This window comes from Bacillus sp. EU63, from assembly GCF_038592915.1.
In the GTDB taxonomy this organism is placed as follows: domain Bacteria; phylum Bacillota; class Bacilli; order Bacillales; family Bacillaceae; genus Bacillus; species Bacillus velezensis.
Genome location: NZ_CP151944.1, coordinates 1891269 through 1904645, shown reverse-complemented (window position 1 = coordinate 1904645; position 13377 = coordinate 1891269). Strand labels below are relative to the sequence as shown.

Sequence of the window (13377 nt, the reverse complement as noted above, 5' to 3'; positions counted from 1 at the left end):
ATCGGCGGCATTTTTCATAAAAGAGGGTCAGATATTTGCAGCGTTTTCACTCTAAAAATCATTCATTTTACGCATTCTTCATGACCTGTTGTTATCATATTTTTTAAAAACCTAATATGCGGAAACAGGAGGATGTTAAGCAGATGAAAAAGTGCAGCGTATGTTTATTGATTCTTGCTTTATTATTGAGCTGTTTACCTGGGGAATATGCGAATGCGGTAAGCACTCCAATTGCAAAACATGCCGGGAATTCAAATCCGCTTATCGACCATCATCTGGGCGCAGATCCGTTTGCGCTGACCTATAACGGAAGAGTCTACATCTATATGTCAAGCGATGACTATGAATATAATAGCGACGGCACGATTAAGGATAATTCATTTGCCAATTTGAATAAAATATCCGTCATATCTTCAGCGGATATGGTGAACTGGACAGATCACGGAGCGATTCCCGCAGCGGGTGCCAATGGGGCGAATGGCGGCCGGGGGATTGCCAAATGGGCAGGAGCATCATGGGCCCCGTCAGCCGCGGTGAAAAAGATCAATGGTAAGGATAAATTTTTCCTTTATTTCGCAAACGGCGGCGGAGGTATCGGGGTTCTCACCGCAGACAGCCCGACCGGCCCATGGACAGATCCGATCGGAAAAGCGCTGGTAACGCCAAATACGCCAGGAATGTCCGGTGTTGTATGGCTTTTTGATCCAGCAGTATTCGTAGATGATGACGGTACCGGTTACCTATATGCCGGCGGAGGCGTTCCGGGCGGTTCAAATCCCACACAGGGGCAATGGGCCAATCCTAAAACAGCAAGAGTCATGAAATTAGGGCCTGATATGACGAGTGTCGCCGGAAGTGCATCGACCATTGATGCGCCTTTTATGTTTGAAGATTCGGGAATGCATAAGTATAACGGAAAATATTACTATTCCTATTGTATCAATTTCGGGGGCGCTTACCCGGCCGATAAACCTCCAGGTGAGATCGGCTATATGACCAGCTCAAGTCCTATGGATTCTTTTTCGTATAGAGGGCACTTTCTGAAAAATCCGGGAGCATTTTTCGGAGGCGGCGGGAACAATCACCATGCTGTTTTCAATTTTAAAAACGAGTGGTATGTGGTGTATCATACTCAAACTGTCAGCTCCGCTCTTTACGGGGCCGGCAAAGGATACCGTTCTCCCCATATTAATAAGCTTGTGCATAATCCAGATGGCTCCCTGCAAGAGGTAGCGGCAAATTTTGCAGGTGTCAAACAGCTGTCCAACTTGAATCCGTATCACCGGGTAGAAGCGGAAACGTTTGCCTGGAACGGACGGATTTTGACAGAGGCATCCTCAGCACCCGGCGGGCCGGTCAATAATCAACATGTCACAAACATTCATAACGGAGACTGGATTGCTGTTGGAAATGCAGACTTCGGGTCAGGCGGCGCTAGGACGTTTAAAGCAAATGTAGCGTCCGCTCTTGGCGGAAAAATAGAAGTGCGGCTAGACAGTGCAAACGGTAAGCTTGTCGGAACCTTGAATGTCCCTTCGACAGGCGGAACGCAATCCTGGAGAGAAATAGAAACTGCGGTAAGCGGCGCATCCGGTGTTCACAACGTATTCTTTGTATTTACCGGAACTGGTACAGGAAACTTGTTTAATGTTGATTACTGGCAGTTTACACAAAGATAAGCAAAGGGAGACAAAGGTACGTTTTCTATGTCCATAAACGACATATGAAGGAGAGGGAAAAATGATGTCGAGCGTAAAAAAAACAATTTGTGCATTATTGGTATGTTTCACAATGCTGTCCGTCATGCTCTTAGGACCGGGAGTTACTGAAGTTTCAGCAGCAAGTGATGCAACAGTTAATATATCTGCAGAAAGACAAGTGATTCGCGGTTTTGGAGGAATGAACCACCCGGCTTGGATTGGAGACTTGACTGCAGCCCAACGGGAGACCGCTTTTGGCAATGGACAGAATCAGTTAGATTTTTCGGTCTTAAGAATTCATGTAGATGAAAATAGAAACAATTGGTACAAGGAAGTGGAGACTGCAAAGAGTGCGATCAAACATGGAGCAATCGTTTTTGCTTCCCCTTGGAATCCGCCGAACGATATGGTTGAGACTTTCAATCATAATGGTGACACATCAGCTAAGCGGCTGAGATACGATAAGTACGCCGCATACGCGCAGCATCTTAACGATTTCGTTAATTTCATGAAGAGTAATGGTGTGAATCTGTATGCGATTTCTATGCAAAACGAACCTGATTACGCTCACGAATGGACATGGTGGACGCCCCAAGAAATCCTGCGTTTCATGAGAGAAAATGCCGGTTCCATTAATGCCCGCGTGATTGCGCCAGAATCATTTCAATACCTGAAAAATATATCGGACCCCATTTTGAACGATCCGCAGGCGCTTAGGAATATGGATATCCTCGGAACCCACCTGTACGGCACTCAGGTCAGTCAGTTTCCTTATCCTCTTTTCAAACAAAAAGGAGGAGGGAAAGAGCTATGGATGACGGAGGTATACTATCCGAATAGTGACAACAATTCAGCGGATCGCTGGCCTGAAGCTTTAGGTGTTTCAGAGCATATTCATCATTCAATGGTAGAGGGAGATTTTCAAGCTTATGTGTGGTGGTACATCCGCAGATCATACGGCCCTATGAAAGAAGATGGGATGATCAGCAAACGCGGATACAATATGGCTCATTTCTCAAAATTTGTGCGCCCTGGCTATGTAAGGATTGATGCAACGAAAAATCCTGAACCGAATGTTTACGTGTCAGCCTATAAAGGAGACAATAAAGTCGTGATTGTTGCCATTAATAAAAATAACACAGGGGTCAACCAAAACTTTGTGCTGCAGAATGGAACTGCTTCGCAAGTATCCAGATGGATCACGAGCAGCAGCAGCAATCTTCAACCTGGAACGGATCTCAAAGTAACGGACAATCATTTTTGGGCCCATCTTCCGGCTCAAAGCGTGACAACATTTGTTGTAAAGCGTTAAAGGCATCAGCATCGCAATAAGCCAATTTTCTTACTCGAAAAAGAAAATTGGCTTATTTTCTGTGGGAGAGAAGTGTTGATTTTTTTAACGATACACGGACATTGGGTATAATAATGACAATGACTTCAAGGAGTGATCAATATATGTCACGGCTTCACAGCAAAGTATTAATCATAGACGATGAAAAAGAAATTTTGGAACTGATCAAAACCGTATTAATAAGAGAAGGCATTGATCGCGTAGTGACCGCTTCGACTGCCCGTGACGGATTGGCTCAATTTCATCAAGAAAATCCCGATCTGGTGATATTGGATATCATGCTGCCAGACGGTGAAGGCTATGATATCTGCAAGCAAATAAGAGACATTTCACACGTTCCTATTATCTTTTTGTCTGCAAAGGGGGAGGAAACGGATAAAATTGTAGGACTTGCCATCGGCGGGGACGACTACATTACAAAACCCTTCAGCCCTAAGGAAGTTGCATATCGAGTCAAAGCGCAGCTGAGACGGGTCTCTTACTTACAGCCTTCTCAAACCGGAACCGTAATAAAAAAAGGGCCATTTGAATTAAACCAACAACAAGCCGAGCTCACCAAAAATGGAGCGGCTATTGAGTTAACACCTAAAGAACTTATGCTTATGACCTATTTTCTGCAGCATCCCAATCGGGTGATCAGTAAAGAAACACTCTATCAAGCGGTATGGGGAGAAGATTTCTTCGGTTCTGACAACACGGTGATGGTTCATATACGCAGGCTCCGTGAGAAAATAGAAAACACCCCATCAAAACCAGACTTTCTCGTCACTGTGAAAGGGTTAGGCTACAAATTTGTTGTAAAGGATGCGTAAGGATGAATTGGCGATTAACAGGCAGATATATGGTATCTGTCATCATAGTGACCATCATTACAGTCTTCATTAATTTATTTATTTTTATGTTTTGGCTCGTTTTCCAGGCGAACAGCCAACATGACGAAGAAAGTACACCGGAAACTTTCACAAGATCATTCCGGCAATATGTCACGTTATCGAACAATGGTATCACAGTAAACAAAGAGGGCCAAAAAGCTTTAAAAGAGCAGAATGCATGGATTCAAATATTAGATGAAAACGGACAAGATGTTTATCATGATAGAGAACCTAAAGGACTGAAGAAAAAATATACGCCTATTGAAATTGTAAATTTACATAAATATAAGGATGAACAATTATTATCAACCATTTACGCCGGCGGAAAAAAAGTAAACGGCAAGGAGTACAGTTACTTCATAGGGTTTAAAAATCCCTCTCTCGGAAAGTATGTCCTCTCATATGATACCAAGGAATTTGTGACGAAGTTCAATGCAGGGACCATCATATTATTATCAATAGACGCATTGATCGCGTTACTCATCGGCTATCTATTCAGCCGGCAGCTCACAAAACCGCTCGGCCGTGTCATTCAAGGAATCCAGCGGTTAGCTAATGGAGATTATACGATCAAAATGAAATCCAAAGGCATTTATAAAGATGTCTTCTATAATGTCAATCATTTATCGGAACAACTATCTTCAAGCAAAAAAGAAAAAGATAAATTAGAGCAAATGCGTGAAGAGTGGATCAGTCATATTTCTCATGACATTAAAACACCATTAGCATCTATTCAAGGCTATGCAGAAATCATCCAAGATCCAAATTACCATCTCACAGTCGAACAGATCAGAGAGTACGCTCAGATCATTGAGAGTAAATCCCTCTATATGAAAGATGTGATGGAAGATTTAAATTTAACGACAAGGCTGAAAAACAACGATGTGATGTTACATACAGAGCGGGTAAACCTTGTATCGCTGCTGCGGGAAACGTTAATTGATATGTTAAACGATTCTAGATATGCGGATAAGTCCATTGAGCTTCAAACGAACCTGGAAAAGCTGATGCTGAATCTTGATGCGATATTGATTCGGAGAGCGGTCACGAATCTCATTTTAAATGCCCTCGTTCACAATGATCCTGATGTGAAGATCGTTGTACGGCTTCAACAAAAAGAACGGACTCATGTGATAATTAAGGACAATGGCAAAGGGATAGAAGAAGAGGAGCTGGAAAAAGTGTTTGATCGCTATTACAGGGGGACAAATACAGGAACGACGCATGCAGGCTCTGGTCTTGGAATGGCCATAGCAAAGGATATTATCCAAAAGCACGGAGGGGACATCACCATTCACAGCACCGCGGGAGAAGGGACAACGATAGATATACAATTATCATAATGGCTATACAAAAAAAACGGTTCTGCTGATTAATGACAGAACCGTTTTTTCCTATTGTTCCGAAAATACTTTGATTCCTTTGACAATGTTCCAAATGAAAAAATAGATCGCCACAAGGAATGTAACAGCATACGTCGCAAGCAGGAAAGGCCCGGCGTGCCTGATGTCATTCATACCAAGTAAACCTGAAGCGATGATGCCAATTCCAAAAATCAAATAAGGAATCAGATGCGTCCACAAAGATTTTTTCGCATGATATTTCACATCGTCCTGTCCTAAGAAATAGACGATAATCGGAAACAGAAACGGCGCAAAAAATATACTGAAGTAACATAATGAAGACAAAATTTTATTTTCTCTCAAACCTTTTCACCTCTATGATTTATTAAAGGGGGAATTCTTCTGGCTGAATCCCTCACTAAAGTACAATCTTATTGTACAACTCCAACCTTAACCCGTATTAATCCAAACCTTACATCAACCTTACATTAACAAGGACGGGCAAGGGCTCGTCTTCTTACAGCAATCATAAGATTCAATGCCATATTGAGACTCATCACATTCAGCATGTCTGCGTTGGAAATACATTTAATTTTTCGATTCGATTGAAAAATGACGTGTAAAGTCCCGATTCAGTCCGGTTTTCTTTGTTCTATACGTGTCAGGTATGTCTTATTCAAGAGAGATAGAGCAAATTGACAGGCTTTTACACCTCTCAAAAACAAGAAATTAGGTTGATAGACAATCATGAGAAAGATTTTTACAATGAGTTCGAGCTCATAAGAAGTGAAGAGCATAAATGATGCGAAGGAGGAAAAGATCAGATATGAAACGGTCAATTTCTATTTTTATTATGTGTTTATTAATTGCGGTATTGACAATGGGCGGCTTGCTGCCTTCGCCGGCATCTGCAGCAGGGACAAAAACGCCAGTAGCCAAGAATGGTCAGCTTAGCATAAAAGGTACACAGCTCGTAAACCGCGACGGCAAAACGGTACAACTGAAAGGGATCAGTTCACATGGATTGCAATGGTATGGCGATTTCGTCAATAAAGACAGCTTAAAATGGCTGAGAGACGATTGGGGCATCACCGTTTTCCGCGCGGCGATGTATACGGCAGATGGCGGTTATATTGACAACCCGTCTGTGAAAAACAAAGTGAAAGAAGCAGTTGAAACGGCAAAAGAACTTGGGATATATGTCATCATTGACTGGCATATCTTAAATGACGGCAACCCAAACCAAAATAAAGAGAAGGCAAAAGAATTTTTCAAGGAGATGTCAAGTCTTTACGGAAACACGCCAAACGTCATTTATGAAATTGCAAACGAACCAAACGGTGACGTGAACTGGAAGCGTGATATTAAACCGTATGCAGAAGAAGTGATTTCCGTTATCCGCAAAAATGATCCAGACAACATCATCATTGTCGGAACCGGTACATGGAGCCAGGATGTGAATGATGCTGCAGATGATCAGCTAAAAGATGCAAACGTCATGTACGCGCTTCATTTTTATGCCGGCACACACGGCCAATCTTTACGGGATAAAGCAAACTACGCACTCAGCAAAGGAGCGCCTATTTTCGTGACGGAATGGGGAACAAGCGATGCGTCTGGAAATGGCGGTGTATTCCTTGACCAGTCGCGGGAATGGCTGAATTATCTCGACAGCAAGAACATCAGCTGGGTGAACTGGAATCTTTCTGATAAGCAGGAATCATCTTCGGCTTTAAAGCCGGGAGCATCTAAAACAGGCGGCTGGCCGCTGTCAGATTTAACTGCTTCAGGAACATTCGTAAGAGAAAACATTCGCGGCACTAAAGATTCGACGAAGGACAGCCCTGAAACGCCAGCACAAGATAACCCCACACAGGAAAAAGGTATTTCTGTACAATACAAAGCAGGGGATGGGCGTGTGAACAGCAATCAAATCCGCCCGCAGCTTCACATAAAAAATAACGGCAATGCGACGGTGGATTTAAAAGATGTCACTGCCCGTTACTGGTATAACACGAAAAACAAAGGCCAAAACTTTGACTGTGACTACGCGCAGATTGGATGCGGCAATCTGACCCACAAATTTGTGACGCTGCATAAACCTAAGCAAGATGCAGATACCTATCTGGAACTGGGGTTTAAAACAGGAACACTGTCACCGGGAGCAAGCACAGGGAATATTCAGCTTCGTCTTCACAACGATGACTGGAGCAATTATGCACAAAGCGGCGATTATTCCTTTTTCCAATCAAATACGTTTAAAACAACGAAAAAAATCACATTATATCATCAAGGAAAACTGATTTGGGGAACAGAACCCAATTAGTAAGCTTTAGGCGGACATCAGCAACGATGTCCGCTTTTATCATCTTAAACAGCAATACAAGGAGGTTTACGTGGCGGATGAAACTCTGAAACAGCATATGGGCCTGTACAAATGTTGTTAGCAATCTCAAGAAAGCCAAGGAGTAGATGTGATTCACTGAACATATGATGTAATGAAAAGCGTTTGTAGCGCAATGTATGTATTTCACATCCGCCACTTTTATTACGTAAGGGGGAACAAGAGAATGAAAAAGTATGACGCATTTCCAGAGCCAATTGGCGGCTATACTGTCGGCCGAACCCAGATGGATTTTGAGTACACGGCATCAGATCATATAAAAAGAGAACTGACGGCGTTTGTGTACTATCCGTCCGACAGCAGCGAAGGGAAGACTACATCAGCGTACATGTTTCCTGAAGTCTGCGAAATGCTTGATGAGCAGCCGCTTCTCACTGCGTTGAAGGATGCTTACTCTATAGATATCAAGACCCAATGTTACGACGACCTTGCTCTCTCCGGGAAGGAAAAACGCTATCCGGTGTTATTCTATGTTTGCGGCGGGGGCGGTTCTCCAGAATGGGGTACAGTGATCTGTACAGACTTGGCAAGCATGGGATATGTTGTGGTAAGCATCGGCCATCAGAATAGCACGATGTATAAGCGTAAAGATGGGCGAATGTTTAATGTATCAAAGGATTTTTCGGATGTCATTATGGCGTTTTCTGAAGATCCGGAGATGATGGCTTTGTCTGGTAAGATGGAGATGCGGCCCGACGATGAAACTGCCATTGAGATGTGCCGAAACGTGCTTACACTGCCGATACTTACCAAGTTAACAAAGCATAGTGAATTACAGGCAGAAGATGTAAGGTATGTAGCCGATTATCTTGTCAAACTGGACTCTGGAGAGCTGAATTCCATCTTTAAGGGCAGATTGTTGCTTGACATCGGCATGGGCATAGTCGGACATTCTTATGGAGGGCCTACGACGGCGATTGTTTGCCGGGACGACGAACGGTTCATCTGCGGGATTGGCTTGGATAGCGGTGCGTTCGGCCTTCAGGGCAGCGACCTTAAGAAACCCTTTTTGCTGCTGTTTTCTGAACCTAACTACAACATGAATGCGATCATTGGCGCTAACAATAGCATGGATACCTATTATTTCTCTGTTGATCGTGCTGCGCATTTAGATTACTGCGACATCGTGTTTACCAGTGTGAATGAGGAACTTAGAGGCGAACGGGATGCCATGGAGATGCGAAATCTTGTTACAGACTATACGAAGAACTTTTTTGATCATTACATACTGCAGAAGGCTGCAAGTGTGGAAAGTCCGGCATACGATGGCGTGGCCTTGATCAAGAAGACCAGCAACAAGTGACATAACCGATTAAAATACTCAAACTGAAAAACCTTTATGACCAATTTTAATTTATTAAGGACGTAGAGGTTTTTTAATATTACACTACAAAAAGGGGATGCTGTTAGAATAGATCTACTTTTATATTCTCTTCACAATTCTTAGTTTACATAATATATATTCTAGGAAGTTAAATCTTTAATGAAAATTCTGTCTCGTTATCTTAAGTATACTTAGTTGATGAGACAGAATTAAAAAAATAGGATGTATTACGATTTACAATTAATCTTGAACATAACACCGATCTTTAATAATCGCCTCGCACTTTACTTCGTCTACATCAGTTTTGCCATTGGATAATCTTGTGTACACATAAACCCATTTTTCATTTCCGTTTTTAATAAACATGTCGAATTTAAAAGCGTCAGTATATTTGTCCATGACCCAGATCAATCCCGGAAGAGTTTCTGCTTTTGCTGGCGACACAGAAACCAATAATGCTCCAGCAATTACAGCCGCACCGGCTATTTTTTTAATTTTACTTTTTAACATTAATATTGCCCCCTTGTGATTTATTGCCTGCTGCTTTCTCACTTAGCAGGTAATCTGATTTTACCATCTTGTACAAAGGGGATTTGTCATATTTTGTAGATGAGATACTTATTTTCACTAAAAATACATATATTGTCATGAATTTTATCCGAATAAGATCTCTTCTTTTTTGAAAGCGTACACAAAATTAAAACCATGTCTGGTAATACTTTGCCGCATCTTCCCTGCACTTTTCCGACGATTCTTTCGCATCGGCTCCCCACATATGAGCTGAGCAAGTATGACAGCCGCCAGCCCGAGCACCTGCCGCGAAATAAAATCCGGCTCTGAGCCCCAGCCAATCATTAAAAAATCCCTCGGCCAAAGGTCCTCCGAAAATACCGAGTGCATAAAGCGCCTGGTATGCCCCCATCGATGTTGCTCTCATGTCTGCCGGAACAGACTCAATCGACATTCCAAGCAGCAAAGGAAAGATAATGCCGAGTGAAAAACCTATTAAAATCTGAACCACATAAAGCGCCATCGGGCTGATGGTAAAAGGAATGATAAAAATAAAAACGGCTGCGAGTAAATAAAACAGCTTTAATGTTACCCGTTTCCGCACCTGCGAACTAATGTTCCTATCACTAGCGGAGCCAGTGCGTGGGGAGTCATAAACGAAAAGACAACAAGCTGAGCTAACACGAGAATAAATGAGATCCAGCGGATGACTCCTTTCGTGTCATCCGCCGCAAAATAGCTCGCAAATAAAATGGTGAATATAACCCATGTAGATGAGAAAAAGCCGCCTGATGAACAGACGGCTCTGCAGCTTGTTATTTGCTTCGGTTACCTGCGGAAGCATGAGTGATCCGATAATGCACAGTTAAAAATTTCAGTCCGAACAGCCACATATGATGAACGGCCTTCAGGCTTGTTTCGCTCTGGGCTGAAATAAGAAATGTCTCTGCCAGCGGAAGATGACACGCCCCCCATTTCGTCTGCAGGTAAATCCCTTCATCACCCGCTCCGCTTTTTCGCCGTCTGCTTGTCAAAACAAGATTCTGCTTACGCGCATAAGGTTTTAAAATGCCCGTCATTTGGCCGTACGGCAGCGGGAGAGAGATATTCATGTATCCTTCCCCTTTTGCCCTGTACGCTGAATACAGCGCAGTAAAAACGGTTTCCTGCTTTTCATTTGTTCTGATCCACGCACGGACATTTTTTCTGCCGTCTTTGTCAGAGTCAACGCCTATAATATCACTGTGCATAATATACCAATCTGGATTCATGGACAGGTGAATCTGCCCCGCTCTTCTGCTGAACGGCTCGTACACGCGCGCGAACGGACGAAACCATCTGCTCCACGTCACTTTTGCCATGATGTCATAATCAATTGTCTCTTCATAAAAGGAAATAACGGCCGGCGCCAGTTTTTCAATTGAAAAGTCTTCAGAATGCAGTTCTCTCATCTGATTCAGAAGGCCGGTATAATGGATGTCATTTGCTGCATGAATATCAGTCAAAAATTCTTTGCCTATCGTTCTCTTCCCGTAAATACGGCTGAACGTTCTATCACTGCCCTCATCAAACGGTCTCGGATTTTCCAACCTCCACCCCGCCAAAGCCGGCAGGATAACGCCGAATGCATTGACGGCCCCGTGAATCCAAATCATCTGGCTGATCGTGAGCGTTGCCTCCTCGCGGTAAACACCGTACGAATATATCAAAGAAAAAGCAATTGTGATCATTAACACAGCCGAAGAACTCCTGATCAAGATCCTGCCTGTTTTCGTAACAAACGGCGCCTTAAAGACGAGATATGCATTTACATACAGACCCGCCAGATACAGAGCGACAGCAATCACATCAAGTGTCTTTGAAAATGTAATCCCCAAGGCAATAAGGATCGGCGAAATCAAAATAATGACCGTGCTCCACTGGTAAAGTTCGCGTTTCTCCCGTATGATCCTGCCGAGCAATCCGTTAAAGATCGGAATGAGAAAAGCGGAATAATGAAAGTGCACCGCCGTCAGCAGAACGATAAGCGGGCCGAAATTCATGACGGGAATCTCAAGGACATATGTGAAGAACCAGAATCCGCCCCCGGCCAAATAAATGAAACCCGCCATAACAGACATCTCTTCTGTTCTGTGAATATTTGTTTTCATCAGCCGCCGGACAGCATACAGTGCCAGCCCAAACGTATAAATGAGCCACACAACGGCAAAAAAACTGAAGTCTGTGACAAGCGCAAGCACCGCACATAAAGCGGCAACAGGATAACTCCGTAACAACACATTCTCTAAGGTCTTTGACGGCCGAAAAGCAAAATCGAATACAGCAGGAACGAAAAAAAGTACAGAAAATAAAACAAACGTCTCAGCAGCTGATATATGCGGAGCTTCAGCCGCCGCAAATCCCAAAAAGCAAATCACGCTTACCATGAGATGACGCTTCAGCATGTTTCTCCCTCTGTTTCCCGGAAAGTCCCCCGGTAAGAGAAAAGCGTGCCGAGTATCCGATTTTTTACATGAACCTTTATGCTGAAGCAATTCATTTCCTCATCATAAGCCTCATAAACGGTTGAACTGCCGCACAGCCATGCCGGAAGCGGGATTTTCTTTCCGCCTATCAGGAGCCACTGCCTTCCGGATGTAATAACAAGCCCTCCTTCTGAAGACGCTTCTAAATGCAGTTCAGACAGTAGGATGTGAGGTTTGCCGAAGTAATCAAGAATTCTGTTTTCCCGCTCATCATATTCCATGACCGCATCAAAAAAACGCGTTTTGCCTTTAAAGAAAAAGGTACGATTCCATTCCACGCCATTTTGCCTGTTTTTGTTTTCGATAGTGAAAGGGATATCGTTTCCCCTCTCTGAGAAAAAACATCTGAAAAAAACACCTGTCTTTAAAAGCATTCTGACAAGAAAAGAACCTCCCTTTATTTCTGACATAACGCCTTCTCCGCAAAACGTGCGTGATCCGTCAAATCTGTACCGTTTCTGCAGCATCGGGTGCAGTGATTGATAATGAGTAATCGCTTTTTCATACATTGAATCCGTCATTTCACTTCTCTCTTTCGTTTTGTATGCCAGGCGCTCGGCAGCTTGAGCTTAAGAATCATGCCGGCTATCGTAAGTACTCCTAATGAGATCAAGAATCCGCCGCCGGAATATAGCAGTGCCGTTACACAAAAGAAGACTGACTGCCCGGTGTGAATCAGCCACTTTCTCCGCATGGGAAGCAGCCATAATACCCCTAACCCTGTCTCCAGCGCTCCCCTCACGATCTCTGCATCGGCACAGCCATCATGAAAGCCTTGAAAAAACCAATACAGACTGAAAACGAGACACATACAGACATAGACAAATCCGAAACGGACTGATATCTTCGGATGTCTGTTTTGTTCTATCCAAAGCCGCAACGCATCAAAGCTCCATGCGGTAGCCCAGCTTAGCAGCGGACGAAATAAAAACCGGTCTATCCAACTTCCCGGCAGACCGCGGGCCGTTTCATATTGATATTGAGTCAAAAATGCGGTTTGTCCGTTATCCCGCTCTATATACTTCCAGTAGCCCCTGCCTTCTTTTATAAGTGACAGCGGATGATCAGAGGCAAAAGCGAGCGAAGACACTCTTTCTGACGAGCGAGGCCTTATGTCACCTATTGATTCGCCCGTGCCGCATACCTTCAGCCCAAAACCGATTCGTGTTTCATATAGAAATCTCTGCGGTTCATCTGGCAGCCTATGAAGATATGTAATGTCAGAAAAACGCAGATCCCATTCCTTATGAAGATGCGGGGTTTGCGTATATTCCCAAAGCGTTTCTATATCAGATGCAATATAGATTTCGACATATATCGGCTTCTGTTTCATGCCCCCTCCTCTTCC

At 43.5% G+C, this 13377-nt stretch carries 12 protein-coding genes; 6 read left to right on the top strand and 6 right to left on the bottom strand.

What is annotated here, in order from left to right; genetic code table 11:
• Window positions 1-143 precede the first annotated feature (143 nt).
• The 4 genes from NYE38_RS09435 to NYE38_RS09420 all read left to right on the top strand — a co-directional run bounded on the left by NYE38_RS09435 (window position 144) and on the right by NYE38_RS09420 (window position 5266).
• A complete protein-coding gene (locus tag NYE38_RS09435) occupies window positions 144-1679 on the top strand; it encodes a glycoside hydrolase family 43 protein (RefSeq protein ID WP_340802727.1) in 1536 nt (511 codons plus the stop codon).
• Window positions 1680-1740: 61 nt separating this feature from the next.
• On the top strand, window positions 1741-3012 hold the full coding sequence (locus NYE38_RS09430) for a glycoside hydrolase family 30 beta sandwich domain-containing protein (RefSeq protein WP_017417898.1): 1272 nt from the start codon (window positions 1741-1743) through the stop codon (window positions 3010-3012).
• A gap of 143 nt (window positions 3013-3155) precedes the next feature.
• The gene (locus NYE38_RS09425; RefSeq protein WP_017417897.1) at window positions 3156-3863 is read left to right on the top strand and encodes a response regulator transcription factor; all 708 of its coding nucleotides are present in this window, start codon (window positions 3156-3158) and stop codon (window positions 3861-3863) included.
• Window positions 3864-3865: 2 nt separating this feature from the next.
• The gene (locus NYE38_RS09420) at window positions 3866-5266 is read left to right on the top strand and encodes a HAMP domain-containing sensor histidine kinase (RefSeq protein WP_063636651.1); all 1401 of its coding nucleotides are present in this window, start codon (window positions 3866-3868) and stop codon (window positions 5264-5266) included.
• Between the two features lie 51 nt (window positions 5267-5317).
• On the opposite strand, the gene NYE38_RS09415 is transcribed toward NYE38_RS09420, so the two are convergent.
• Complete coding sequence (locus NYE38_RS09415) at window positions 5318-5629, bottom strand: DUF4870 domain-containing protein (RefSeq protein WP_017417895.1); 312 nt, start codon at window positions 5627-5629, stop codon at window positions 5318-5320.
• 463 nt (window positions 5630-6092) lie between these two features.
• Between NYE38_RS09415 and NYE38_RS09410 the strand changes: the two genes are divergently transcribed.
• Complete coding sequence (locus tag NYE38_RS09410) at window positions 6093-7592, top strand: cellulase family glycosylhydrolase (RefSeq protein WP_340802732.1); 1500 nt, start codon at window positions 6093-6095, stop codon at window positions 7590-7592.
• 244 nt (window positions 7593-7836) lie between these two features.
• On the top strand, window positions 7837-8973 hold the full coding sequence (locus NYE38_RS09405; RefSeq protein WP_017417893.1) for a choline esterase: 1137 nt from the start codon (window positions 7837-7839) through the stop codon (window positions 8971-8973).
• A 261-nt stretch (window positions 8974-9234) separates the two neighbouring features.
• Here NYE38_RS09405 and NYE38_RS09400 read toward each other — a convergent pair whose 3' ends face one another.
• From NYE38_RS09400 to NYE38_RS09380, 5 genes are all read right to left on the bottom strand, one after another.
• Window positions 9235-9504: a hypothetical protein gene (locus NYE38_RS09400; RefSeq protein ID WP_017417892.1), complete on the bottom strand. Its 270-nt coding sequence runs from the start codon at window positions 9502-9504 to the stop codon at window positions 9235-9237.
• Window positions 9505-9691: 187 nt separating this feature from the next.
• Window positions 9692-10108 carry an MFS transporter gene (locus tag NYE38_RS09395; RefSeq protein WP_017417891.1) on the bottom strand — a complete coding sequence of 139 codons (417 nt, stop codon included), beginning with the start codon at window positions 10106-10108 and terminating at the stop codon, window positions 9692-9694.
• A 211-nt stretch (window positions 10109-10319) separates the two neighbouring features.
• Window positions 10320-11948 (bottom strand): YndJ family protein, encoded by a 1629-nt coding sequence (locus tag NYE38_RS09390; protein WP_340802736.1) that lies wholly within the window; start codon window positions 11946-11948, stop codon window positions 10320-10322.
• Window positions 11942-12550, bottom strand: a complete 609-nt coding sequence (locus tag NYE38_RS09385) for a DUF4166 domain-containing protein (RefSeq protein WP_017417889.1) — start codon at window positions 12548-12550, stop codon at window positions 11942-11944. The genes NYE38_RS09390 and NYE38_RS09385 overlap by 7 nt, the downstream gene beginning before the upstream one ends.
• A complete protein-coding gene (locus NYE38_RS09380; RefSeq protein WP_017417888.1) occupies window positions 12547-13362 on the bottom strand; it encodes a hypothetical protein in 816 nt (271 codons plus the stop codon). Before NYE38_RS09380 ends, NYE38_RS09385 begins: the two co-directional genes overlap by 4 nt.
• Window positions 13363-13377: the final 15 nt, after the last annotated feature.